A 25,808-nucleotide genomic window follows, 5' to 3' on the forward strand; every position below is an offset into this window, starting at 1 on the left:
TGGAGCAGTGGTTAGAACTCATTCCATGACGGAAAAATTAGCGAATGCCCTTAACGTGATCTTGCTTGCCGCAGTCGGGCTCGCGATGCTGTTCCCGTTCTATTATATGATTGCAACCTCGTTTACATCGGTTTCGGAGAGCGCTGCCAAGCAGTTCATTCTGTTTCCGGAGAAATGGGTCGTCGATGCTTATCAATACATTTTCCACTCGAAGGTGTTCGTCCGCGCGCTCATCGTAACCATCTGCGTTACGGTAGTGGGAACCTTGTTCAGCCTATGGCTCACCTCGATGATGGCTTATGCGCTCTCGCGGAAGATTACAGGCCAGAAGTTTTTTCTCTTCCTCGTGTTGTTTACTTTCGTCTTCGGAGCGGGTATTATTCCGTCCTATATGGTTGTTAAAGAAACGCATTTGCTCGACACCTACTGGGCGCTTATCATTCCGGGGGCCATCAATTCCTTTAATTTGATCGTGCTTAGACAGTTCTTCCTTGGCATTCCTCAGGATCTAACGGAGGCCTCGGTACTCGACGGAGCCAATGATTTGCAAATTTTCTCGCGGATCATTCTTCCCCTATCCAAACCTGCGCTGGCTGCATTCGGACTTTTCTATGCGGTTACCAGCTGGAACACCTATTTTACCGCACTCATTTATATCAGCGATCCAAGCAAGTGGACGATCCAGGTTATATTGCGGCAGATCGTGATTCTGAGCCAACGGCTCGATTCGCTCTCGGATGGACAGCAAGCCGCACTGGCGAATGCTTCTCCTCCGGCTGAAACGATTGGCATGGCGGCCATTCTCGTCGCAACCATCCCGATTCTTGCGCTTTACCCGTTCCTGCAAAAGCATTTTGCGAAAGGGGTGATGCTCGGTTCCGTGAAAGGCTAGCTTTCATGTAAGTGAGTATCATCGATGTGCCCAACATAAAGAGGAGGTCGAAAGTATGCGTAGCAAACTAGTTTCATCTGTTCTTGTAGTTGCACTATCCGGCTCCATTCTTGCAGCATGTTCATCCGGAAATGAGGATACCAACACAAATACATCCTCTAACGCGGGTACAACAAACAATGGGGCGAAGGCGGAAGCAGACCCGCATGCAGAGAAATTTACGATTGATTGGTTCGACGGCACTTGGGAAGATCCGGTTCCATCCGGGAATAGCGAAGCCGTGCAGAAAATTAACGAGAAATTCAATGTGGATTTTAAACCGCAATATATTCCTTTTGATACTTACGAAGAGAAGCTTGCTGTAAAAATGGCCTCCGGTGATATTCCGGATGTAATTGGTATGGAAGAAGTAAATGCCAATTATACGAAATGGGCGAAGCAAGGCGCATTCTTGCCGCTCGACGAGTTCTTGCAGCAGTATGAATCGACCAAGGCCGTGCCTGACTATTCGTGGGACTCGTTGAAAGTAGGAGGAAAAGTGTACGGCATTCCAACCTACTTCTCCTCTAAAGGCGGCAAAAAGCCGATCATTCGCAAGGACTGGCTGGATAAGCTGGGTCTGAAAATGCCAACGAATTATGAAGAGCTTAAAAAGGTTGCAATCGCCTTTACCAAAGACGATCCGGACGGAAACGGCAAAGCCGATACGATTGGATTAGGTCTGGCTAAGGGTATCTATTACGATCCTTCGTTCGGAGCGTATTACGGCAATGCGGTTTGGTATCACAAAAACGCCAGCGGGCAGCTGATTCCGGGCATTATCGCAGACGGCAATAAAGAGAAAGTCACTTTCCTTGCCGATCTGCAAAAAGAAGGCATCCTGCAAGCGGACTGGGCAGTAACGGCTTACAAGGATATTTTCAAAGCGTTTAATGCGGGGAAAGTCGGCATTTGGTATGAACAGCCCGGAAACAGCGGAAACAACGGCGTATTGTTCGACGTGCTGAAACAAAACGCTCCGAATGCAGTAGTGGAGCCGATTCCGCCGTTCAAAGCACCGGATGGTTCAGAAGGACTCACCATCAACGGCAGCTGGTACCGCATGTATATGATCTCGGCGAAATTGAAGGATCAGCCGGAGAAAGTAAAACGCATTCTTGAAATGATTGATTACTTCCACAAACCGGTAACGTTCGAAGAGCGTAACCCGAAAAACGAATACTTCGACTGGCTCTACGGCGGAGAAGGAAAAGGCTACCAAATGGTGGACGGCGTGGCGCAGCCAATCGCCGAGAATCGCTCGAACGTCGCTCCGGGTGCTTACATCACCGAAGGCGGATGGTTCATGAACGACGAAGATTTGTTCACGTTTGCCAAGATCGCCAAGACGCCTGAGGATCAGAAGTTCCAACAAACGCTAGCCGACAGGCTGCATAGCATGAAGTTTTACGTAAATCCGACAAGCCGGATCATCTCGCCGCTGCTGATGGAGAAGAGCGGAGAGCTGCAGGCGTATATTACGGATGAAACGACGAAGATGATCTTCGGCGAAAGACCGCTTAGCGACTGGGACAAAATGGTCGAGGAGTATATGGCCAAAGGCGGAAAAGAAATGATCGACGAGGTAAACAAAGAATTAGAAGCTAACCATGTCCAAGGCGAGTGGAAGTAAGCAATTCGATCATCGACAGCCCGTGCCTTTATGGTTCGGGCTGTCACACCATTTTCGCATAAAGGGGTATATGTATGCCGGTATTAACGACAAGCAAACAGCAATTTTTGCTCGATGGTGAGCCACTGCGCATCCTGTCGGGGGCTATTCACTATTTTCGAGTGGTGCCGGAATATTGGAAGGACCGTCTCTTGAAACTGAAAGAAGGCGGCTTCAATACAGTAGAGACCTATGTGGCTTGGAATATTCATGAGCCCAAAGAAGGACAGTTCGTGTTCGAGGGCATTGCAGATCTCGTTCGATTCATTGCGATTGCAGGTGAAGTCGGCTTGCATGTCATCATACGCCCGAGTCCTTATATTTGTGCAGAGTGGGAGTTTGGCGGGCTGCCAGCGTGGCTGCTTGCTGATCCGGGCATGCGCTTGCGCTGCTATCATCAGCCTTTTCTAGATAAAGTAGATGCATATTACGACGTATTGCTGCCTAAGCTTGTACCGCTTCTCTCAACCAATGGCGGTCCGATTATTGCCATGCAAATCGAGAATGAATACGGCAGCTACGGGAATGACAAGAAGTACTTGAAGTATTTGGAACAAAGCATGAAGGATAGAGGCATTGACGTGCTGCTGTTCACTTCCGATGGACCGGGCGATTTCTACCTGCAGGGCGGAATGGTCGACGATGTTCTGGAGACGGTCAACTTCGGTTCACGCGCGCAAGAGGCTTTTGCTAAATTAAGTGAATATCAGCAAGATCAGCCGCTGATGTGTATGGAATTCTGGAATGGCTGGTTCGACCATTGGGGCGAGCAGCATCATACGCGCGATTCGGATGATGCAGCACGCGTACTCGATGAAATGCTGGCTGCCGGCGCTTCCGTTAATGCTTATATGTGTCATGGCGGTACCAACTTTGGCTTCTATAATGGCGCGAACTTCGGCGAGGAGAAACATCAACCGACGATTACAAGCTATGATTATGACGTGGCGATCAGCGAGTCCGGCGATCTGACGGACAAATTCTATAAATTCCGCGAAGTTATTTCGAAATATGTAGAGCTTGGACCGCTAAACCTGCCGGAGCCAATCAAGAAGAAAGCATATGGCAGCGTAATCCTATCGGAGCAAGCTCCACTCTTCTCGTCATTGGACTCGCTTTCCGTTCCGGTAGAGCGCACCTGCCCGGAAACGATGGAGCAGCTTGGACAGGATTATGGATTCATCCTGTACTCTACTCGTGTAATCGGGCCGATTACGGCTTCCCGTCTTAATTTGCAGGATGTGCATGACCGCGCACTTATTTTCTTGAATGGGGAGTACAAAGGCACGATCGAACGCAATAACAAAAACCATGACGTGCTGCTCGATATCCCGGCAGAAGGTGCGACGCTTGATATTCTGGTCGAGAATATGGGCCGCATTAATTATGGTCCTTATATGAAAGATCCGAAAGGCATTACGGAAGGCGTTCGGCTGGGCCAGCAATTTCTGTACCATTGGACCATCCGTCCGCTGCCGCTCGATGACTTACAGAAGCTTGAATATCAAGAGAGCAGCGCGAAGCAAGAGCAGCCGACGTTCTATAAAGGTTCTTTCCAAGTCGATGAACTGGCGGATACGTTCCTCGCCCTTAGCGGCTGGACGAAAGGCGTTGTTTATGTGAATGGCTTCAATCTCGGCCGTTACTGGGAAATTGGACCGCAGCAGACGTTGTATATTCCGGCGCCGCTGCTACGCGAAGGCGAGAATGAATTGGTTGTTTTTGAGCTGCATGGCTGCGAAGAGCCTGTCGTCAGACTGCAGGACAGCGCCGTGCTAGGGTAGCGAGTAGTGAATAGCAAAGACAATTCTATGAACCAAATGGGGGAGACAACATGGCTCAACTTACTGCCATACTAATTGGCGCAGGTGCAAGGGGAGCAGGCAGCTACGCTCCTTTTGCCCTTGATTATCCGCATGAATTGAAATTCGTTGCGGTAGCCGAGCCGGATGCGAATCGACGGGAGAAGTTTGCACAGCAGCATAATATTCCGGGCGCGATGTGTTTTGAATCCTGGGAGCACCTGCTGGCGAATCCGAAGCTTGCTGATATCGCCGTCATTTGCACGATGGACCGGATGCATTTTCACCCCACCGTACAGGCCTTAAATAACAAATACCATGTTCTGCTGGAGAAGCCGATGTCCCCGGACCCGCTTGAGTGTCTGCAAATGGAACAGGCGGCTCGCGAGAATAACTGTCTGTTATCGATCTGCCATGTGCTGCGGTATACCCCGTTCTGGAGCAAGATTAAGCAAATTCTGAGCGAGGGACATATCGGCGATATCGTATCGATCCAGCTCAATGAGAACGTGGGCTATTGGCATATCGCGCATAGCTTCGTCAGAGGGAATTGGAACAATTCCGATACGTCCAGCCCGATGATATTAGCAAAATCATGCCATGACATGGATGTGCTGTCCTGGTTGATGGATCAGCCATGCGTGCGTGTGAATTCCTACGGATCGCTTATGCACTTCAATGATGCGAATGCACCGGAAGGGTCCGCCGATCGTTGTCTCGATTGCGCGGTTGAAACGACTTGTCCTTATTCTGCGCCTCGTTTCTATTTAAGCGAGCAATTTAAGGGCTGGGCCAGACATTTTACGCCGGAGCTTACGAAAGAGAATATCGTCCAAGGGTTGCGCGAAACAAATTACGGCCGCTGCGTCTACAAGAGCGACAATAACGTGGTCGATCATCAAGTCGTTGGCATGGAGTTTGCGAACGGCGCAACTGCGATGTTTAGCATGTGCGGCTTTACGTTCGAGCAGGAACGCAGAATTCAAATTATGGGTACACGCGGCGAGCTGCGCGGGGATGATGATAAGATCACCTTATTTGATTTCCTGACGCACCAAAAAACCGAAATTACGATCCCATCGCAATCAAGCGGACATGGCGGCGGCGATGCCGGTATCGTCAGAAGTTTCCTGACCGATGTGCGGAACTATCACGGACAAGAGACTTTAACATCGGCAGTCGCTTCTGTACGCAGCCATTTGATGGCATTCGCTGCCGAAGAATCTCGCTTGAACGGCGGAAAATCAATCGAGTTAACCGCCTATGCGGAAGAATTGATGCAGCATCGTGCAACGAAATAAACGGAGGGACTGCTTAGCGATAAGCGGTCTCTCTTTTTAATTCTGATAAAAGGTTAAAACTTACTTGGGAATATGATTGATTCAGAGGAGCAAACTATAGTATATTTTTAGAATTATGCGAAGGTGTACGGTGCCTTTAGGTGTTCTAGGAGGACATAAGTTGGAGAAGCACAATTTCATTCAAATCTTGCAAAATGAGCTCGTTGTCGCGCTTGGCTGTACGGAACCGGTGGCAATCGCCTTAGCTGCGGCAAAAGCTAAAACGTATCTGCGTGATCAGCTTGTGAAAATCGAAGTCAAAGCGAGTGCGGGTATCATCAAGAATGCATTGGCTGTCGGAATACCCGGTACGGAGCTGACTGGAATTGATTTTGTCGCTGCTTTAGGTGCACTGGCAGGCAATGCCGACAAGCAGCTGGAAGTTCTCGCCGATATTACTTCCGAAGATATCGCAATGGCTCAAGCCATGGTGGAGCAAGGTACTGCAGTGTTTCATCTCGCAGACACGCCTCGAAAACTCTATATAGAGGTCGTCGCGGAAACAGCAGCCGGCTACGCGAAGGTTGTGATTACGGACAATCACACGAATATTACGCTTATTGAAGTGGATGGCAAGGTCGTCGAATCGGGCGGCTGCGCGAATGTTAGCTTTAAGAGTTCCAAGGAGGAACGCGGCGAGCTGTCTATAGATGCGATCGTGGATTTCGTGAATGCGATTGATCCGCAAGAACTTCATCTCGTCAAGCAAAGCATTGAGTTGAACCGCAAGGCCGGGTTAGACGGGTTAGCCAATTCCTATGGTCTTGAAGTTGGGAAGACGATTAAAGAAAACGTGCAGAAAGGGATTCTGTCCGACGATTTAATCTCTCACGCGATGGCGCTTGCCGCAGCGGGATCGGATGCGCGTATGGCGGGATCGACGATGCCTGTTATGGCGAATTCCGGCAGCGGAAATCAAGGCATTGCAGCGACGAATCCGGTTATTGCAGCCGCAGAGAAGCTGGGCGTATCGGAGGAGAAGCTGATACGCGCAGTTGCGCTGAGCCATTTGGTTACGATCTATATCAAATCGAAATTCGGCCGTTTATCCGCGTTATGCGGCGTTACGGTATCCGGTACAGGCGCAAGCTGCGGGATTACCTACTTGCTTGGCGGAGGTAAATCGGAGATCAAAGGCGCGATCCAGAACATGCTCGGCAATGTAACCGGGATGATGTGCGATGGTGCTAAGGGCGGCTGCGCGATGAAAGTAGCCACTTGCACAAGCGCGGCCGTTCAATCGGCGCTTCTGGCGTCGAAAGGGATGACCATCTCCTCGACGAATGGCTTTATCGAGAATGATGCGGAGAGAACGATCGATAATTTCTGCCGGATCGGAAATGAAGCGACCTCGGATATCGATACGCTTATACTCGATATGATGCTAAATAAGGAATAAAAAAAAGGAATAAGGACGAATCCGCCTTCTGGGCGGATTTTCGTATGTTTAGGCTAACCAGAATATATAACCTCATAGTTCTAACGAACCGTACGGGCGCTATTATGCTAAAAGCTTGTGGATTTCAGCCAATTTCAACTTAATAAGGCCTCTGTGGTTCGTTAGAATATTTGAGGAGCCCTTTTCGACCCAATAAGACCTCTACGGTTCGTTAGAGTAGTGAGTGATGTTCGTGATCGCTTGCGCGAACTGGGCTAAGGACTAACAGAAATTAAACGTTTAGCAACCTATTTTCTTAACAAGTAACTAGTATACTGAAGCCAATAAAACTTGAGTAACGAGGTGTTTAGGTTGTCCTTTATGTCCAAACGCAGAAGCCTGGCCGTCACATCCACTTTGGTGCTCTCCATCCTTTTTCTCTGTCTAATCGCGGTTATGGTAGGTCTCTTATACAACGAGCAGAAGAAGGCAGCCTTTCAAGCGTTTACAGACATCGGAGCAAAGCTCGGCGCTCAAGCAGAAGTTAGCGGCAAACTCATTGCAGCTGTGGCTAAGGCGTATGAGAGCAAACAGACTCCGCAAGCGGCCAACGTCGCAAGCTTGCAGCAGCAGCTGAATGCGATGATCGACGACGATAACTTAACCAACGCCTACTATATGTCCACGAACAAATTCGACAAAGAGGGGCAGCCGAATCTCATCACCATGATTCAGTCCAGCCTAAGCAGCGAAGGAAGCGACGATAACGGAACGGATTACCCGTTGGATGACGTGTTTCTGAATGGATATAATCGCGTTATGGCAGGAGAGACGCTGTTAACCAGCGCTTACTCGGATGATAGTGGCACATGGATTTCTTATCTGGCCCCGGTTAAAGATGATGAAGGCAACATCGTTGCCATGTTCGGACTCGATTACGATTACGGCAAAGTTAAGCGTGAGCTGTCTGCTTTATTATGGGGAGTCATTGGGATCGGAGTGCTCGCTGCGGCTGTTGCGATTGGCATTCTTTTCTTTCTTATTCGTTCTACCGTTCGACCGCTTGGCATGCTGGCAGCTGCGGCACAGGAAGCAGCGAAAGGCAACTTGACCCTCAGTATGCCGGTTACGAGCAGCAATGAAATCGGCCGAGCTGCGTCCTCCTTTAACGAAATGCTGCATAGCTTGCGCGAGTTGACCAGCAACATCAAGCAAACCTCGGACGAAGTGACCGTCTCCTCCTTGAACTTAAAAGAATTTGCGAAACAATCCACCCAGGCCACACAGGAAATTACGATCGCGATACAAACGGTTGCTTCCGGGGCCGAAGCGCAGTTCAACAGCTCTCAAGAAACCCAGCGGGCGATGACCGAGATGGCGATTGGCATTCAGCGCATTACGGAATCTTCGGCTGCCGTTTCGGATCTGGCTATACATACGTCTGAACGTGCCTCAGATGGAGAACAAGCACTGAAGGACACCGTTCACCAAATGATTTCGATTAAAGCCGGTGTTCTCCAAGCATCGGATACGATGCGGGAACTGCAGCGCTCAAGCGGCAAAGTGGACGAGATTCTCACACTCATTACAGAGGTGGCGGGTCAAACGAATCTGCTCGCCTTGAATGCATCGATTGAAGCGGCTCGTGCAGGCGAACACGGCAAGGGCTTTGCGGTAGTTGCGCAAGAAATACGTAAATTGGCAGAACGCTCCAGAGAATCCTCGGATGAGATTCGAACGATTCTTCAAGCGATCAAGGAGCAGACGGCGTCAGCATCTTCGGTTCTTGAGGTTTCGGCGGAGGATGCTCGCGCAGGTACAGAGCTGGCCCAAACGACGGGCGACTCGATTCGCGCGATCCTTGAATCGATCAAGCAAGTATCGGATCTGGTGCAGGATGTATCAGCGGCCTGTCAGCAAATGTCTGCCGGCAGCGAGCAAATTGCGGCGACGGTTGTAGAGCAGGAGCAGATTGCCAAACGATCGTCGAGTAATTCGCATCATGTTGCAGCTGCATCTGAAGAGCAGCTTGCTTCGGTTGAAGAAGTCGCCGGTGCTTCCGAGCAGCTTCGAATCATGGCCGGCAAGCTTAGCGAAGCTGTTAGCCGGTTCAACATCGAATAAGAGAAACTTTAGAATCGGATGGTCTCCAAATGGCGAGGTCATCCGATTCGTGCTATCATCATTTAAAGACAATTTATCGTTAATGTCTTTTAAAGTTGGAGGTCAAACTATGCAGAGCATCACATCGTCGGCGAAAGGGATTTCGATCGGCATTATTGGACCGGCCGGATTAGTTGCCCAGATCGTAAAGGTTATGAAAGCCTTCCCGTCTTTTCGGCCAATCCCGCTGCCCTACGAGATCGAAGACGAGGCGCCTCGAATAGCAGAAGAGATCGAGGATGATGTTGAAGTGCTTCTTGTTTCCGGCCCTATACCGTACAACAGAATTCGCGAACAAACCAATTTGAAGGTAGCGCTTCATTACATACCGCTTACGGATACCGGATTTTATCGCTCGCTCTCGCGATTGAAGAATTCGCTTGGACCGGATAAAGAGCTCCGAGTTTCTATGGATACGTTAGGCAAACAGATGGTGACCAAATCCTTGAATGAGATCAAGGAAACGAGAATCATTGCGCTCCACTACAACGGACATCTGGATTCATCCAGCGAAGCATTAGTTTCTTTTCATAAAGAGTTATTTGAATCAGGTGATTGTGATGCCGCGATGACGGCCGATGAGTCTGTCGCATCGGGATTAACGGAGCTGGGCATTCCCAATGAGTGGGTCATCCCGACGGACCAGAATATTACGGTTGCACTGGAGCGAGCGCTGCTGTCGACGGAAACGCGTCAAAGCAGGGAAGCTCAAATTGTTGTTGGCTTCGTGAATTTAGACCATTTTGAGAAACGGATCCATACGCACACTTCTGAACACGAGGTGCAGAAGTTCAAGCTCGAGATCCACCGGATGCTGCTTGATTATGTAGAGTCCTTGGCCGGTTATCTGACTCATCTCGGCGGCGATGAATATTTGTTTATTACGACAAGGGGCATATTCGAGAGGGTCACCGGAGGCTACAAAACCATTCCGCTTGGCCGGAGCGTCTATCATAAATTCGGCATTTCCTTGAGTATTGGAATGGGCTTCGGGCGCTCTGCCAATGAAGCAGGCACGCATGCCAGAATTGCCCTGCGCAAGTCGAAAGAAGCCGGTGGCGATACCTGCTTTATTGTCGGCGAAGATAAAGCATTAATCGGCCCGCTTGCGATGGCGGATCCGCTCGAAGTCGCATTGTCTTTGACAGATACAGAGCTGATTAAGAAAGCAGAGGATGCGGGCATGACCTCCGTTTACTTAAGTAAGCTGATGGCGCAGGTGGCCCGCACCGGAAAAACGGACTACATGGTACATGAGCTGGCTGCGATATTGGACATAACTGTAAGGAGTGCACATCGACTTCTACTGCAGTGGATTGATCATGATTTGGTCGTCATTGCAGGCGTGGAGAAGGTGCCAAGGGGAAGACCGCGTCAAATCTTCCGGCTTGTCTTTCTTTAAAAGAAAAAGACCATCCTCTCCGTCTCGAAGACAGGAGGATGGTCCTATTCATGATTACATTTAGTTGGTTGTGCGGTTTAACCAATCCTCGAAACGCGTCGTTGCAATGCGTGCCTCGCCAACGGGAACAAGCGAATATTGATTTAACACCACGCCATAGTAAGGGGCATTGTCGTCTGTCACAACTTGTCTTGCGTCTTTCGTGATGCTTAGGAATCGACGAACGAGTTCATCCAGACCCATACGTTCAGGCCCTGCAAGATCAACGAGGCCATTTACCGGAGCTTCTAGTGCATAGTCCGCAACTGCGGCAGCCACATCGTCTGAAACGATTGGCTGAATGAAATGAGACGGCATACGGACGGTTTGACCTTCTGTAGAGAATTGAGCAATGCTTTCAACAAACTCGAAAAATTGCGTTGCGCGAACAATAGTATAAGGAATGTTGGAAGCTTTAATCATTTCTTCTTGTGCCATTTTAGCACGGAAGTAACCACTCTCCAGAAGTCCATCCGTACCAACGACCGACAATGCAACATGATGTTTCACGCCAGCCTCCGCTTCCGCTTTAAGCAAATTACGCGTCGATGTTTCAAAGAATTCCAGAACCGCTTGATCCTCCCAAGAAGGAGCGTTCGAAACGTCAACGACAACTTGCGCGCCGCTGATCGCTTCAGCCAGTCCTTCTCCGGTAACGGAATTGATGCCTAAGGAAGGAGAGGCTGCCACTACATCATGGCCAAGCCCCTTTAAATTAGTGACGAGTTTCTTCCCAATAAGTCCACTGCCACCGATAACAACGATTTTCATATGAATCCTCCTAGATATTACTTGTATTTTTAGAGCTTATTTTCAATTGCGAAGACCTGGACGCCAGCGTGTTGTTTTCAGAACACTTATAAAACGATAGTCGGCATAAATGTGTGACAAACGATCATCGTTTTATTTCCGGATTCCCGTTTCCGTAAGCTCGCAGCATGCAAAATCCGCTGATTCTGCGGACTGGATTCACTTCTAATCACTCATTTACGTCTATTTCCTCATTAAATTGTGTCACTGGTTGTGGGCAATTATTCAAACATACAAAGTAACCATATCGTTAAATCAATAGCTTGCAGCCCACCTCGATAGCCTAAATACAGTCTTTTTCTCAAGCTATTAAAGGACAATTTAAAGATTTGTCTTTTAATAGAGTGGCCTTTAAGATGGACTTAAAGACGTATCATTCGAGAGGAGCTCAGAACGATGCAAACGGTCGATCAACTGGAGGCTAAGCTTGCTGAACCATCGGAAGCGTTAATTAACGACATCCGCAAGTTGGATGGAGATATTCTGCTGCTAGGCGTAGGCGGGAAAATGGGGCCAAGTCTTGCCAGATTGTTGCTCAATGCGATTCGACAAGCTGGTGTTAGTAAGCGAGTCATCGGTGTATCCCGTTTCTCCGAGCGAGGATTGCAGGGACAGCTCGAGGCGGATGGGGTGGAGACGATTGCCTGCGACCTGTTAGACGATGAGCAGCTCCAAGCATTGCCGGAAGTGGGAAACGTCATCTATATGGCCGGCAACAAATTCGGTACAACGGGCAATGAATCGTTCACCTGGGCGATGAACGCGTATCTCCCCGGCAGAGTAGCGGAGAAGTATCGCAACTCGCGCATCGTTGTGTTCTCCTCCGGCAATGTCTATCCGTTCACACCGGTTGGTTATGGAGGAGCAAGTGAATCCATTTCCCCGAATCCGGTAGGTGAATACGGTCAATCCTGCTTGGGACGAGAGCGGATCTTCGAGCATTTCTCGAAGAAGTACCAGATTCCGATGGTGATTTACCGACTGAACTATGCCATTGATATGCGCTACGGGGTGCTCCTTGAAATCGCCAAATCTGTTAAAGAAGGCCGGCCAATTGACTTGACGATGGGACATGCGAACGTCATCTGGCAGGGAGACGCCAATGAAATTGCGATCCGCTCTTTGCTGATTTGCGAAGCTCCAGCCGGTTTCCTGAATGTGACCGGGCCGGAGACGATGTCGATCCGCTGGGCTGCAGAGGAGTTTGGCAAACGATTCGAGATAGAACCTGTCTTCCAAAGCATAGAAGCCGAGAATGCGCTGCTCAATAATGCGGCCAAATGCCATCAGCTGTTCGGCTATCCCCGTGTTTCGCTTCTCCAAATGATCGACTGGGTTACGGAATGGGTGAAGGCAGACGGGATGACATTGAACAAACAGACCCATTTCCAAGAGCGAAAGGGGAAGTTTTAATTGATGAGCAGCCCGCGGCAATTGACCCCTGAGCAATATCGCGCCTTACACGATGGGCTTGTCATTCCGGCCCATCCGCTCGCACTGGATGAGCACCGCCGGCTGGATGTCACGCATCAACGGGCATTGACCCGCTATTATTTGGCTGCCGGAGCGGGAGGGATCGCAGTAGGGGTCCATTCCACGCAGTTCGAAATTCGCGATCCGAAATTCGGTTTATATGAGCAGGTGCTTCGACTAGCTGCCGAAGAGGTGGACCGAGCAGAGCTAGCGCGTCCATTTATCCGAGTTGCAGGCATCTGCGGCCCAGTGGAACAGGCTATGAATGAAGCGGTAATTGCAAGAGGATATGGGTATGATGCCGGGCTGCTCAGCATGGGCGGACTTGCCGGCTTATCGGAAGCGGAGCTGTTGAAGCGTACGGAGAAAGTAGCTGCAATCATCCCGGTCATTGGCTTCTATCTGCAGCCTTCAGTCGGAGGCAAGGTGTTCAGTTACGAGTTCTGGCGGGCATTCGCTGACATTCCCGGTGTGATAGCCATTAAACTGGCGCCGTTCAATCGCTATCAAACGATCGATGTGGTGCGCGCCGTTTGCTGCTCCGATCGACGGGATGACATTGCGCTGTACACGGGCAACGATGATAATATCGTGAACGACCTGCTGACGACATATCGCTTTACTGTTGACGGGCAGCAGATTGAGAAAAGAATCGTTGGCGGCTTGCTGGGCCATTGGGCGGTATGGACGGCTAAAGCGGTAGAGCTACTGGAGGAGATCAAGCAGGCCCGGGCGCAAGCAGCTATTCCGATCGATTGGCTGACGCGAAATGTGGAAGTGACGGATACGAATGCTGCGTTCTTCGATCCGGCTCACGGCTTTGCCGGCTGTATTCCGGGCATTCATGAAGTACTCAGACGTCAAGGTTTGTTGAAAGGGATTTGGTGCTTGAACCCGCATGAGGATCTGTCTGCCGGTCAGAAGGAAGAAATTGACCGCATGTATAGAGATTATCCCCATCTGAACGATGATGAATTTGTAAGGCAGCATCTGCCTGAATGGCTTGCAGGCTAGAGGCGGGGATTGATGATGCTCTACCTGCTTAAAGGAGACGATGGAGGATGACAGAACAAGCTTGTCCCGGCCCTATCGAAGGTATTCATTACCACAGCCGAAGGCCCATTCGTATTCACACGGTGAACGGGTTCATTTCGAACATTGACCAGCTTGATGAACGCCAGATGAGCCATTCCGGCTTACCTTATCTAGCTCCCGGTCTCGTCGATCTACAAGTAAACGGCTATATGGGACATGATTTAAACCTCAACCCATATACGGAAAATCTGGTTAGCCGAATCTCGAGCCATCTTTGGCGGGAGGGAGTTACGGCTTATTTCCCTACAATCATTACGAACAGTCCGGAGAAAATCGCCTATTTTGCATCCGAAATTGCCAGCGCTCGTCGAACGCAGCCCCTGCTGGAGAAAAGCATTGCGGGCATTCATTTGGAAGGTCCCTTCATATCTCCGGAGGATGGCCCGCGAGGCGCTCATAATCGAGACTATGTCATCGCGCCGAATTGGGAGCTTTTCCAGAGTTGGCAGGAAGCCGCGGAAGGTCTGATCAAGATTGTCACCCTGTCTCCGGAGTGGGAGACGTCGGCGGCTTTTATCCGCAATTGTGTACAAAGTGGCGTCATGGTTTCGATTGGGCATACGAAGGCGAGCGCCGAACAGATTGCTCGAGCGGTGGATGCCGGAGCGCGATTATCGACGCATCTGGGCAATGGCTCACACGCCATGCTGCCCAGACATCCGAACTATTTGTGGGACCAGCTTGCAGAAGATCGACTTTCAGCCTGTTTAATTGGAGATGGCTTTCATGTACCGGAATCATTCCTCAAGGTTGTGATGCGGGTGAAAGGTGACAATGCCATGCTTGTGAGTGATGTTGTGTCATTAAGCGGGATGCCTGCCGGTGCGTATGAGCAGCCAATCGGCGGGCAAGTCGTGAAGACACCGGAAGGGAAGCTGCATTTGGCCGCCAATCCGAATGTGCTCGCCGGCTCTGTGCAGTCGCTAATCGAAGGTGTACAGCACTTAGCACGTACCGGAATATGCCCATTGGAGCAAGCCTGGGACATGGCGTCCATTCGTCCTGCAGGTTTCCTCGGGTTACCGGGCGGTGAAGGGATCACGATCGGTGCGCCGGCTAACGTAGTCACTTATCGAAACACTGATGGTCGCCTTCAGGTTGTCCAAACCTATATTCATGGCGCCATCGCATATTCTTCCTTCTAAAGATGCAAACTTTTCATAACATCCGCACGCGGAATACTCTAACGAACGGTACAGGTCTTATTTGCCCGAAAATAGCGTCGGATTGGAGCTAACGAACCGTGGAGGTCTTATTTGTAGGTTTTTGTGTGTTTGAGATCCCAATAAGCGACAATAAGGCCCGTACGATTCGTTAGAATCTCCGAGTTCGGTAATTCGAGTAAATAAGGCCCCTACGGGTCGTTAAATTTCATTTATTGATGAAACGCTTGGGAGCCCCAAGCGTTTTTTGTTATGGTTCATATTCAGTTCATAAATTTGAGATAACATCCTAAGTAATCAGTTATCTAGGAGGAATTGCAATGGCTTACGGAAACAAAAGCGGATCAAACGGCGATTGGGCTGTTGAAGCACAAGGACTCGTCAAAACTTTTGGCGATAACCGTGCTGTAGATGGGGTGGATTTGAAAGTGCGTACCGGTTCGATCTACGGTGTGCTCGGACCGAATGGGGCAGGTAAAACAACAACAATTCGAATGCTGGCGACGCTGCTTCGTCCGGACGAAGGCTCGGCGAGAATCTTCGGGCATGATGTGGTGAAGGAGTCTCAGATCGTCCGTCAGTTAATCGGAGTAACCGGACAATATGCATCAGTAGACGAATCCCTTAGCGCTACTGAGAACCTGATCATCTTCTCCCGCCTGCTTGGACTTGGACGGGCTGAATCCCGCCGTAAGGCAGCGGAGCTGCTTGAGGAATTTGGTTTGACAGAGGCGGCTAAACGTCCGCTCAAGAACTTCTCGGGCGGTATGCGGCGCCGGCTGGATTTGGCAGCGAGCCTGATTGCGCAGCCACCGCTTATCTTCTTGGATGAGCCAACAACCGGTTTGGATCCACGTACTCGTGCACAGATGTGGGACACGATTCGCCGCCTCGTGAAGACGGGGTCAACCGTGCTTCTAACTACACAGTACCTCGATGAGGCCGATCAATTAGCGGACCGGATCGCGGTTATCGACACTGGCAAAGTAGTGGCGGAAGGCACGGTAGATGAACTGAAAGCATCCGTCGGTACGTCATCGCTGCATCTGCGCCTTGTAGATCCGGAGGATAACAACAGTGCGCGTCATATTATTGAACAGGTGCTGGGCGTCCCAACCAAAATATCATCCGAAGCAAGCAAGATTACGGCTCCGATGGCGAATGCAGACCTCGTTACCGATCTGTTGATTGCACTTCGTACGGCTGGCATTCATTTGTCCGAGATGAGCGTGCAGAAACCGACGCTTGATGAAGTATTCCTAACGATTACGGGCGAAGGTGTCAAGGAAGATGCGACAACGACACAGGGCACCGATGAAATGTACAAAGCGAAGGAGGCAAGAGCATGAGTGGAACAACGATTAAATCAGCCGCAGAGCTCAAACTAAAGAACCATACAAGCCTTGGCCAAACCATACGGAACTCGCTTACAATGGCTTACCGAGGAATACTGAAGATTCGGCGCACACCCGAGCAATTGTTCGATGTCACGTTGCAGCCTATTATATTCACGCTGATGTTTACCTATATCTTCGGCGGTGCGATCTCCGGAGACGTCGCGAGCTACTTGCCGGTTATCATTCCCGGTATCCTCGTGCAGACGGTTATTACGACTTCCATCGTCACGGGGGTTCAGCTTCGGGAGGACATGGATAAAGGTGTATTTGACCGATTCAAGTCGCTGCCAATCGCTCGTATCGCACCGCTTGCGGGAGCGCTGTTAGCGGATACCATTCGGTATACGATAGCCACGGTGCTCACGTTTAGCATGGGATACATTATGGGGTATCGTCCGGAAGGCGGCTTGGAGCATGTTGCTTTAGCCGGTGTAATAGTTGTTGCCTGCTCTTGGGCTATCAGCTGGATCTTCGCTTTCTTCGGCGTCATCGCGCGTACGGCTTCGAGTGTTCAGGGAATATCTATGCTTGTGTTGTTTCCGCTAACGTTCCTGTCTAACGCATTTGTGCCTGCTGACACGATGCCGGACTGGCTTCAGTTTTTTGTCAAAATCAATCCCATCTCGCACCTCGTTACGGCAGTTCGAGATTTGGCCAACAACGGAACGGTTGGCTGGGACCTTGGCATTTCCCTTATCGGTGCAGCTGTTATCGTAGCGATCTTTGCACCAATTACGGTCAGAGCTTATATGCGCCGCACATAGTGCATATACTATAAGCTGAGAAACTTAAGGAGCATGCTAGAGATGACAATGATCAATGGATTTATTTCGGATTGGCTGAGCCATCGCAGAGTTTTGCATCAAATGCTGACGGATGTAACTACCGAGCAGCTCCAGATGAAGCCGTGGGAACAAGGCATGTCGCTATCGGGTCTTGTCCTGCATATCACCGGTTCGATGGGCATGTTTGCTTCAACGGTACAGAACGGGGCTTACACGCCGGCTGTTCCACCGAAACCTTTCACGACGATCGATGAGCTACGAGCCAACATAGAAGCCGAAACGGCGCGAACGGAAGCGATTATGAGGACGATCACGCCGGAGCAGTTGGATCAACCGATTGATTTCTTCGGAAATGTCATTCGAGGCAGTGTCCTACTTCAGAATGCTAAGGATCATGAGATTCATCACAAAGGTCAGATGTTTATCTATTTGCGAATAGCCGGTTTGGAGAAGCTGCCGTTTTTTGTCAGCCGAGGATAGCGGAAGTTAGAGGTGCCACTTCGATAAGAAGTGGCTTTTTATTGCATTTTCAGACAAAAAATATTTCTGCTATGAGAGAGGATGTCGAATAACATATAATAGAATTGCTTCTATTAATTCGTCCGGAGAGAGGGGATTCCCATAGAGCGTATGCAGGGTCACTTTAATATATGGATTGTCCTCCTATCTTTTGCAATTGCGGTCATGGCATCCTATTCAGCTTTAAATTTAGCGGGCAAAATTACGCGATCGAGTGGCAGAACGCGTACGATTTGGTTGGTTTCAGGCTCATTGGTCATGGGAATGGGCGTATGGTCGATGCATTTTGTCGGCATGCTTGCCTATCATATGGATACGAAAGTTACATACGATACAACAACTACGATCCTATCGTCGCTTGGCAGCATCTTGGCGTCGTTTATAGCGTTTCGCATTACTGCCAGAAGTCAGTCCAGCCCGCTGAGGTATGCCTTAGGTGGATTGATTATGGGATGCGGCATTGTGGCGATGCATTATACGGGCATGAGTGCCATGCGTATGCCGGGAGAAGTGACCTATGATGTGACGTTATGGTTATTATCCGCAGGTATTGCGCTGGCAGCCTCCTATGCGGCACTTTATTTGTTTCACAAACTCCGCTACTCTCCCGATTTCACGTTGTGGAAGCTCATTTCAGCGATTGTAATGGGCATAGCAATTTGCGGTATGCATTATACGGGCATGGCGGCTGCTAGCTTCACCTCAAGCAGTGAAATCCATCATGTGATGGATAGCGGAGAGCCGCAATTTTTCCTGCTGTTTGGCGTCACCGTATCTACCTTCTTCATATTGGCTGTTTCGTGGGGCGCTGTATTCTTTGATCGGCATGTACTGGAGAAGATGGCCTATTACGATCAGTTAACGAATCTTCCAAACCGACACGACTTGCAGCGGTTTTTCAACGAGAAGAATGATCGTCTGGAGCAAGGTGCTTTTCTGTTTATCGACCTGGATCGATTTAAAATGATTAATGATACACTCGGACATGATGTTGGCGATAAGCTGCTTCAGCAAGTTGCGGATCGGCTTCGTCTGTGTGCCACTGCCGGGGAAATGATTTTCCGGCTCGGAGGCGACGAGTTTCTGGTCGTAACGAAAACGCCGGACATCGACATATTGGAGCAGCTTGCTACTAACTTGCTGAACCAAATCAAACAGGCTTACTTCATTGAAGCGCATGAGCTGTATGTGACTTGCAGCATCGGAATCAGTCACGCTCCGTTTCATGGGGTTGACCGTTCTTCGCTCCTTAAAGCTGCAGATACGGCGATGTATGCCGCTAAGGTGGATGGCAAGAACCGATTCCGGATCTTCGATGAAGAGATGAGCCGCAATCAGATCCGTAAGCTGGTGCTGGAGAAAGATATGCGCAAAGCGATGGTTCACGGCGAGTTCGCGATCATGTATCAGCCGAAGTGGGATACGGGTTCGGATCAATTGAGCGGCATGGAAGCTTTAATGCGCTGGCAGCATCCAGAGCTTGGCGCGGTTTCGCCAAGTGAATTTATTGCAGTAGCAGAGGAAACCGGCATGATCATCCCGATGACGCGCTGGATGCTTCAGGAGGTTTGCAAGCAAAACAAATACTGGCAGGAGAACGATAACATTCACACCTGTATTTCTGTGAACATGTCGATTCGGATTTTCGAGAGTCAGCTGCTGTTTGAGATGGTCGACGAGGCACTTCGAATCTCAGGCTTGCCCGGCAATTATTTGGAGCTGGAAATTACGGAATCGATCGCGAAGAGCGATGTGAACGACATTATCAGCCAGCTGCAGAGCATCCGCGAATTAGCGGTGAAAGTATCGCTTGATGATTTCGGTACGGGCTACTCCTCACTCGGCACGTTGGACGAATTGCCGGTGGATACGCTGAAGATCGATCAAATCTTTATTCATAAGAGCGCACAGTCATCCAAGCAAGCCATCATAAGCAACATCATTGCGATTGCCAAAAACTTAAACCTCGAAGTCGTCGCTGAAGGCGTGGAGACGCAAGATCAAATCGATATTCTGCAGTCCAGAGGCTGCCATGTGATGCAAGGCTTCTATTACAGCAAGCCGATGACGGCACAGGATATGACAGCCTGGCTGGAGCAGAAGCAGCAGGCGGTTATCGTGTAATCCCGATTACAGCGTATCTCCGAGCGTTCCGAGACCATTCGGAACGCTCTTTATTTTCCTAACGATAAGGCTATAATGAAAGATAGCAAAGCAAGCTCAGAGATTGGAGTCATACGATGAACTATCGCAGTTTGGAAGAATGTATTGTGGATCTGGAACGAAACGGCCATTTGGTCCGTGTGCGGGAAGAAGTGGATCCTCATCTGGAGATGGCGGCCATCCATATGAAAATGTTCGAAATCGGCGGCCCTGCCTTATTATTCGAGAATGTTAAAGGTTCGAAGTTTCGTGCGGTGTCCAACCTCTTCGGGACGGTGGAGCGCAGCAAGTTTATTTTCCGGCATACATGGGAATCGGTTCAGCATGTGATTGCGCTGCGCAATGATCCCATGCAAGCCCTTAAGAATCCGTTCAAGCATATCGGAACAGGCTTCGCTGCCAGGAAAGCACTGCCGGTGCGAAAGTCCGGCGGACAACCTGTTGCCCTGCAGGAAATTCAAATCAGCGATCTTCCGCTAATCAAACATTGGCAGGATGATGGCGGTGCATTCGTCACCTTGCCGCAAGTTTATACAGAAGACCCTGCGAAGCCCGGCATTATGAATTCCAACCTGGGCATGTACCGCATTCAGCTTAGCGGCAACGACTATGAGATGAACAAAGAAATCGGCGTTCATTATCAAATCCATCGCGGAATCGGCGTGCATCAGCAGAAAGCGAACAAATTAGGCGTACCGCTTAAGGTTAGCTGTTTTATCGGTGGTCCTCCGGCGCATACGCTATCTGCGGTTATGCCGCTGCCGGAAGGCATGAGTGAGCTTACATTCGCAGGTTTGCTCGCTGGGCGCCGTTTCCACTATAGCTATATCGATGGCTTCTGTATTAGCAACGATGCAGACTTTGTCATCACGGGCGAAATCCATCAAGGCGAGACGAAGCCGGAAGGGCCTTTCGGCGATCACTTGGGCTATTACAGCCTCACGCATGAGTTTCCGGTCATGAAGGTGCATAAAGTCTATGCCAGACCGGGTGCGATCTTCCCCTTTACCGTCGTTGGTCGTCCGCCCCAAGAGGATACCGCATTCGGCGCGCTTATTCATGAGTTGACGGGGGATGCCATTCAGCAGGAAATTCCCGGCGTCAAGGAAGTTCACGCCGTAGATGCTGCAGGCGTACATCCGCTTCTATTCGCGATTGGCAGCGAAAGGTACACGCCGTATACGCAAATCAAGCAGCCGGCGGAGATTCTGACGATCGCGAATCGTATTCTGGGAACCGGCCAATTGAGTCTGGCCAAGTATTTGTTTATTACGGCCGAAGAGGATCAACGTCTGAATACGCATGATATCGAAGGGTTCCTCACCTATATCCTGGAGCGAATGAATCTGCAGCGCGATATCCATTTCTACACGAATACGACGATCGATACGCTGGATTATTCCGGAACCGGCTTAAACAGCGGCAGTAAGGTGATCTTCGCCGCCGTTGGAGAGAAGAAACGAGAGCTGTGCCAAGAGGTTCCGGAGGTCTTGAGAACCCTTCCGGGATACGAGCATGCCTCACTGGTTATGCCTGGCATTGTGGCCATCCAAGGGCCGGAATTTCTCAACTATTCGGAGGCTGCTCATCAATTACAGGCGTTGTCCGAGGCGATTCAAGCACGAGGCGAGATCCCTACTTGCCCGATGATAATCCTTTGCGATGACAGCCGATTTGTAAGTGAAACGCTGAATAATTTCCTGTGGGCGACCTTTACCCGCAGCAATCCCTCGCATGATATCTATGGCGTAAACAGCCATTACGAATTCAAGCACTGGGCATGCGATAATGTCATTATCGATGCGCGCACGAAACCGCATCAGGCACCGCCGCTGCTGCCGGATCCTGCGGTGGAAGAGAACATTAAACGATTCTTCGCCGAAGGCGCAAGCTTAAGCGGAGTCCACCAGATGAATAAAGCATAAAGAACTAGAACCACTCCAAGTCTAATGGAGTGGTTTTTCGTTTGGAAAATTAGGTAATATAGCGCTGGCACTGGATGCTTTTGGCAAGAAACTCTCGCGATTGTCTAACACATTTCATAGTAGTGTTCTAACAAATCTATGATTAGATAGAGTTGTTTTGAAATAATAACCAAACAACCCACTACTTATGAGGTGAATCAAATGCCAACCCGTCGTTTCAAAATGGCCAGTATTGCGAATACCCTTGCATTACTGGTAATGGTGATCAGTATTATTACATTCTCAATCCTAGGTACGGTCATTTATACGTATACCAAAGGCATGATCGTAAAGCAGCATGAAGAACTCATTCAATCCAAGACGAATGCAATCGTGGAGCAAATCGATGCTTTGTTTTATGAAAAAGGGATGCTAGTCCAACAAATGTCGACGAATCAAATATTTCGCAAATATTTGGAAACAACGCCTAACACCGCCACGGCGAAGACATCTCCATATGCGGCTGAAACCTTGCGTACAATGGCAGACATTAAAGACTCGGATCCGAGCTTACTCGATACATGGGTAGCAAGTAACGCTGCCAACAATGGCAAAGGGCTATGGTATGAGCACGACGATGTCGCCTCCAAGCCGGACTTTGATATTAAAGTACGACCTTATTATGAGCCGGCTTCCAAAGCAAACGGGGTGTACTTCTCAGATCCTTATGTGGATTCAGCATCCGGTAATCTTAATTTGGGTATCTTCTACCCGGTGAAGAATGAGGATCAGAAGCTGCTCGGATTTGTAGCGGCAGATATTGCGATGAAGGATTTGCCGTCGCTGATTCAGCGCTACTCTCTGGGAGAGACCGGGTATACGGTGCTGCTGTCCAAGACAGGCGACATACTCTATCACCCGGATCATACGAAAGTATTGAAGGAAAAGCTTACAGATGATAAAGGCGAATTCGGTCAAGTTGCTCGGAAAATGGTCGCCGGAGAATCCGGACTTGAGCTCATTGACGACGATAAAGGGGAGAAACGCTATGTTGCTTATGCGACAAGCAAGGTTACGGGGTGGTCGGTCGGACTTACGATTACGCAGAAAGAAGTATTGAAAGGCATTCAAACGTTCAATTACGTGATCATTACCGGTTTTGCGTTTAGCCTTATCTTCCTATCTCTTGTGACGTATTTGGCGCTTCGCTACATGCTCAGAAGTATTCCGCAGTTGTTGGCCAAGCTGAAGTTGATCGAGGATGGAGACTTAACCGTTCAATTCGATGCCAACTCAAGTAATGAGATCGGTCAAATCGCGCGAGGCATTCAAAGTATGGTGCAGCAAGTGTATGAAATGATTCGAACGATCGCGAACACCTCCCAAAGCTTAACCATGTCGGCTGCAGAGATTTCCATCACGACAGAAGAAGTCGCCAGAGGCAGCTCGACGCAAGCGGAATCGGCGCAAATTGCTTCGGAGCTGGTGAAGAACTTAACCGATGCCGTAAGTGCGGTATCGAATCGAGCTCAAGAAGCGATGGAATTGACGGAGAAAACGAACCAAGGCGCTGTAAAAGGCGGAGAGGCTGTCCGCAAAACGATCAACAGCATGGATCGCCTAACGGAGAAGATGGCTGACTTGGAGCGGGATTCCAATCAAATCAGTGCCATTATCCAAGTGATCAATGATATTGCGGAGCAAACGAATTTGCTTGCGCTCAATGCGGCCATCGAGGCTGCGCGCGCGGGAGAGCAAGGCAGAGGTTTTGCAGTTGTCGCAGATGAAGTACGCAAGCTGGCAGAACGAAGCGGAGATGCGACCAAGCAAATCGTAACGATCATCACCGGCATGCAGCGAAGTACGCAAGAGAGCGTTCATGCCGTATCCGAGACCGCGAACTTGTCCAGAGAAACCGGAAAAGAGCTCGAGTATATTGTGAACATGGCCGGTGAGGTTGCGCAGCAGTCTGAGGAAATCGCAAGAGACAGTCAGATGCAAGCCAAGCAAGCGATGGAGGTCATGAATGAAATCGAGTCCATTGCAGCGGTCAGCGAAGAGTCTGCGGCAGGTGCCGAACAGACGGCAAGCTTCTCCCAAACGTTAACGATGCTGGCCGAATCATTGAATAGTATGGTTAAGAAATTTCAAGTCTAATGCTTAACGCGAGCCCGGCCTTAGCAGGTCGGGTTTCTTTCTGATAAAATAAAACCATGACATGATACTGGAGGCCGATTATGAGTCAGCGTTACCGCATTACGAGATCGTTACAGCAAGCCAATGAGGATGCAGCCGCACAAACGATATCGCTGGAGGAGTGCAAGCAGTATTTTGCATCCAAACCTGAGTTCACCTATACGAATGTATTTACCGTTAAAGGAGCGACAACCATGTCCATCGAAGGCGATTTCTTCATGTGGAACTATGGTGATATCCAAATCCCGTTCCGCCATTATCAGGGAGATCTCTACGTTTCCGGTACGAATGAAGCAGTCATTCCTAAGATGGTGGAAGTGGCCAGCGACCTTGTGGCAGACATCGAAGAAGGGTGAATTTCATCCGCGGTGATTGGTTTGAACGGGCCCTTGGGTCGTTCATCATTCAGTGAAAGTTAAAGTTTTTATTAATTCTGTGAAAATGTTAATCTTTCAGGTGCAATTAGCTGTGTTATAATTTTGCCCAGAGCAACTTTGGCAGATTATACTACTGATGAGCTTGGAGGTATTCATGATCAGACCATTCAAGCCGCTAATCGTAACGATGGCTCTGGCATTACTTCTGATTGGAATTGGGCCAATGTCCATCGTTTCAGCAGCGGAAACTACGAATAAGACCCATATTGCGATTGAACTGAATGGCGAGACGGTGAAGCTGGCCGATCCTGCAATTATGGTAGACAACAGAACCTACATACCAGTGGCTCGTGCTGCACAGCTGCTTGGCGCGAAGACAAGCTGGAACAAAGTGAATGAAGAATTAACGATAAAGACGGCATTGGACGATACGATTGTGCTTGGCAATGAAGTTCCCGTCGTTTATTTCAACGGTGCGCGTTATCGGATGGAGGCACTTCCATTCTTGGCGGATGACAGACTCTATGTGCCGTTGCGTCAGCTCTCGGAACTGCTTCACACGGAATTGAAATGGAATGCCGACACCGACGTCATCGAACTGAAGACGGTTGAACCGGCAGAGATCACCGAGGAATTTGGGTTGGACGAAATCAGTCAGCAATTCGGCGTGACTAAGGAAGAACTCCTGAAGCGTAACGGTCTGTCAGGGGAGTCGAAGCTTGCCGATCACAAGAAGCTTAAAGTTGTTATTCCTTCGTTCTTCAACAAAGCGGCTAAACCTTTCACGGAAGCGGATCTCATCCTGCTTGCCAAGATCACGATGGTGGAAGCCGGTTATGAGTCGTATCAAGGTCAGCTCGCGTTAGCGAATGTGATCTTGAATCGTGTGAAGGATGCGAAGTTCCCGGATTCGATCCGCGATGTTATTTATTCCGGCAGACAATTTCCGCCGGCCCATAACGGGATGCTTGATAAGAGCCAGCCGCATGCAGGCGCGCTGCGGGCAGCCAAGGATGCATTAAACGGAAAGAACAACGTGAAGGATGCCGTTTACTTCTTCAATCCAGCCGTTTCCAAAGGACCCTTCTGGTCCAGTCTGGACGTCATTTCAACCATTGGCCATCATCGCTTTGCAAAATAATGCATGAAGCCCACGATAACTAATCGTGGGCTTTTCTAATTTTATAGGGACACAATCC

At 49.6% G+C, this 25,808-nt stretch carries 19 protein-coding genes; 18 read left to right on the forward strand and 1 reads right to left on the reverse strand.

The features are described 5' to 3' along the window. Positions 1–7: 7 nt before the first annotated feature. The 7 genes from AC6ESO_RS00170 to AC6ESO_RS00200 all read left to right on the forward strand — a co-directional run bounded on the left by AC6ESO_RS00170 (position 8) and on the right by AC6ESO_RS00200 (position 10,688). Positions 8–892, forward strand: coding sequence for a carbohydrate ABC transporter permease (locus tag AC6ESO_RS00170; RefSeq protein ID WP_497089659.1), 885 nt, complete (start codon positions 8–10; stop codon positions 890–892). A 55-nt stretch (positions 893–947) separates the two neighbouring features. Beyond that, on the forward strand, positions 948–2,564 hold the full coding sequence (locus tag AC6ESO_RS00175) for an extracellular solute-binding protein (protein WP_497089660.1): 1,617 nt from the start codon (positions 948–950) through the stop codon (positions 2,562–2,564). 74 nt (positions 2,565–2,638) lie between these two features. Continuing rightward, positions 2,639–4,387, forward strand: a complete 1,749-nt coding sequence (locus AC6ESO_RS00180; RefSeq protein WP_497089661.1) for a glycoside hydrolase family 35 protein — start codon at positions 2,639–2,641, stop codon at positions 4,385–4,387. 50 nt (positions 4,388–4,437) lie between these two features. Continuing rightward, positions 4,438–5,706 carry a Gfo/Idh/MocA family oxidoreductase gene (locus tag AC6ESO_RS00185; RefSeq protein ID WP_497089662.1) on the forward strand — a complete coding sequence of 423 codons (1,269 nt, stop codon included), beginning with the start codon at positions 4,438–4,440 and terminating at the stop codon, positions 5,704–5,706. 160 nt (positions 5,707–5,866) lie between these two features. Further along, positions 5,867–7,144 (forward strand): L-cysteine desulfidase family protein, encoded by a 1,278-nt coding sequence (locus AC6ESO_RS00190; RefSeq protein ID WP_497089663.1) that lies wholly within the window; start codon positions 5,867–5,869, stop codon positions 7,142–7,144. Between the two features lie 360 nt (positions 7,145–7,504). After that, a complete protein-coding gene (locus tag AC6ESO_RS00195) occupies positions 7,505–9,247 on the forward strand; it encodes a methyl-accepting chemotaxis protein (RefSeq protein ID WP_497089664.1) in 1,743 nt (580 codons plus the stop codon). A 109-nt stretch (positions 9,248–9,356) separates the two neighbouring features. Then, positions 9,357–10,688: a hypothetical protein gene (locus tag AC6ESO_RS00200; protein WP_497089665.1), complete on the forward strand. Its 1,332-nt coding sequence runs from the start codon at positions 9,357–9,359 to the stop codon at positions 10,686–10,688. 60 nt (positions 10,689–10,748) lie between these two features. Here the strand turns inward: AC6ESO_RS00200 and AC6ESO_RS00205 are convergent, their stop codons facing one another. Continuing rightward, positions 10,749–11,498 (reverse strand): SDR family oxidoreductase, encoded by a 750-nt coding sequence (locus AC6ESO_RS00205; protein ID WP_497089666.1) that lies wholly within the window; start codon positions 11,496–11,498, stop codon positions 10,749–10,751. Positions 11,499–11,933: 435 nt separating this feature from the next. Here AC6ESO_RS00205 and AC6ESO_RS00210 point away from each other — a divergent pair, with 435 nt between their 5' ends. From AC6ESO_RS00210 to AC6ESO_RS00260, 11 genes are all read left to right on the forward strand, one after another. Next, a complete protein-coding gene (locus tag AC6ESO_RS00210) occupies positions 11,934–12,950 on the forward strand; it encodes an NAD-dependent epimerase/dehydratase family protein (protein WP_497089667.1) in 1,017 nt (338 codons plus the stop codon). A gap of 3 nt (positions 12,951–12,953) precedes the next feature. After that, complete coding sequence (locus AC6ESO_RS00215) at positions 12,954–14,024, forward strand: dihydrodipicolinate synthase family protein (protein ID WP_497089668.1); 1,071 nt, start codon at positions 12,954–12,956, stop codon at positions 14,022–14,024. 47 nt (positions 14,025–14,071) lie between these two features. Further along, complete coding sequence (locus tag AC6ESO_RS00220) at positions 14,072–15,250, forward strand: N-acetylglucosamine-6-phosphate deacetylase (RefSeq protein WP_497089669.1); 1,179 nt, start codon at positions 14,072–14,074, stop codon at positions 15,248–15,250. Positions 15,251–15,588: 338 nt separating this feature from the next. Next, positions 15,589–16,617 (forward strand): ATP-binding cassette domain-containing protein, encoded by a 1,029-nt coding sequence (locus AC6ESO_RS00225; RefSeq protein ID WP_497089670.1) that lies wholly within the window; start codon positions 15,589–15,591, stop codon positions 16,615–16,617. Next, on the forward strand, positions 16,614–17,429 hold the full coding sequence (locus AC6ESO_RS00230) for an ABC transporter permease (protein ID WP_497089671.1): 816 nt from the start codon (positions 16,614–16,616) through the stop codon (positions 17,427–17,429). The genes AC6ESO_RS00225 and AC6ESO_RS00230 overlap by 4 nt, the downstream gene beginning before the upstream one ends. Before the next feature lie 42 nt (positions 17,430–17,471). Then, positions 17,472–17,930 carry a DinB family protein gene (locus AC6ESO_RS00235; RefSeq protein ID WP_497089672.1) on the forward strand — a complete coding sequence of 153 codons (459 nt, stop codon included), beginning with the start codon at positions 17,472–17,474 and terminating at the stop codon, positions 17,928–17,930. Positions 17,931–18,227: 297 nt separating this feature from the next. Further along, complete coding sequence (locus tag AC6ESO_RS00240) at positions 18,228–20,093, forward strand: bifunctional diguanylate cyclase/phosphodiesterase (RefSeq protein ID WP_497089673.1); 1,866 nt, start codon at positions 18,228–18,230, stop codon at positions 20,091–20,093. Between the two features lie 116 nt (positions 20,094–20,209). Further along, a complete protein-coding gene (locus tag AC6ESO_RS00245; RefSeq protein ID WP_497089674.1) occupies positions 20,210–22,057 on the forward strand; it encodes a UbiD family decarboxylase in 1,848 nt (615 codons plus the stop codon). A 201-nt stretch (positions 22,058–22,258) separates the two neighbouring features. Next, positions 22,259–24,193 (forward strand): methyl-accepting chemotaxis protein, encoded by a 1,935-nt coding sequence (locus tag AC6ESO_RS00250; protein WP_497089675.1) that lies wholly within the window; start codon positions 22,259–22,261, stop codon positions 24,191–24,193. Between the two features lie 80 nt (positions 24,194–24,273). Further along, a complete protein-coding gene (locus AC6ESO_RS00255) occupies positions 24,274–24,588 on the forward strand; it encodes a hypothetical protein (protein ID WP_497089676.1) in 315 nt (104 codons plus the stop codon). A gap of 175 nt (positions 24,589–24,763) precedes the next feature. Then, the gene (locus tag AC6ESO_RS00260; protein ID WP_497089677.1) at positions 24,764–25,750 is read left to right on the forward strand and encodes a cell wall hydrolase; all 987 of its coding nucleotides are present in this window, start codon (positions 24,764–24,766) and stop codon (positions 25,748–25,750) included. Positions 25,751–25,808: the final 58 nt, after the last annotated feature.

Source organism: Paenibacillus rhizoryzae (genome assembly GCF_059686995.1).

Bases quoted from the DNA above. Each gene is read 5' to 3' on its own strand.
- AC6ESO_RS00175 (WP_497089660.1), top strand. From the start codon at position 948: ATGCGTAGCAAACTAGTTTCATCTGTTCTTGTAGTTGCACTATCCGGC.
- AC6ESO_RS00180 (WP_497089661.1), top strand. From the start codon at position 2,639: ATGCCGGTATTAACGACAAGCAAACAGCAATTTTTGCTCGATGGTGAG.
- AC6ESO_RS00185 (WP_497089662.1), top strand. From the start codon at position 4,438: ATGGCTCAACTTACTGCCATACTAATTGGCGCAGGTGCAAGGGGAGCA.
- AC6ESO_RS00195 (WP_497089664.1), top strand. From the start codon at position 7,505: ATGTCCAAACGCAGAAGCCTGGCCGTCACATCCACTTTGGTGCTCTCC.
- AC6ESO_RS00200 (WP_497089665.1), top strand. From the start codon at position 9,357: ATGCAGAGCATCACATCGTCGGCGAAAGGGATTTCGATCGGCATTATT.
- AC6ESO_RS00205 (WP_497089666.1), bottom strand. From the start codon at position 11,498: ATGAAAATCGTTGTTATCGGTGGCAGTGGACTTATTGGGAAGAAACTC.
- AC6ESO_RS00210 (WP_497089667.1), top strand. From the start codon at position 11,934: ATGCAAACGGTCGATCAACTGGAGGCTAAGCTTGCTGAACCATCGGAA.
- AC6ESO_RS00215 (WP_497089668.1), top strand. From the start codon at position 12,954: ATGAGCAGCCCGCGGCAATTGACCCCTGAGCAATATCGCGCCTTACAC.
- AC6ESO_RS00220 (WP_497089669.1), top strand. From the start codon at position 14,072: ATGACAGAACAAGCTTGTCCCGGCCCTATCGAAGGTATTCATTACCAC.
- AC6ESO_RS00225 (WP_497089670.1), top strand. From the start codon at position 15,589: ATGGCTTACGGAAACAAAAGCGGATCAAACGGCGATTGGGCTGTTGAA.
- AC6ESO_RS00230 (WP_497089671.1), top strand. From the start codon at position 16,614: ATGAGTGGAACAACGATTAAATCAGCCGCAGAGCTCAAACTAAAGAAC.
- AC6ESO_RS00235 (WP_497089672.1), top strand. From the start codon at position 17,472: ATGACAATGATCAATGGATTTATTTCGGATTGGCTGAGCCATCGCAGA.
- AC6ESO_RS00240 (WP_497089673.1), top strand. From the start codon at position 18,228: ATGGGAATGGGCGTATGGTCGATGCATTTTGTCGGCATGCTTGCCTAT.
- AC6ESO_RS00245 (WP_497089674.1), top strand. From the start codon at position 20,210: ATGAACTATCGCAGTTTGGAAGAATGTATTGTGGATCTGGAACGAAAC.
- AC6ESO_RS00250 (WP_497089675.1), top strand. From the start codon at position 22,259: ATGCCAACCCGTCGTTTCAAAATGGCCAGTATTGCGAATACCCTTGCA.
- AC6ESO_RS00255 (WP_497089676.1), top strand. From the start codon at position 24,274: ATGAGTCAGCGTTACCGCATTACGAGATCGTTACAGCAAGCCAATGAG.
- AC6ESO_RS00260 (WP_497089677.1), top strand. From the start codon at position 24,764: ATGATCAGACCATTCAAGCCGCTAATCGTAACGATGGCTCTGGCATTA.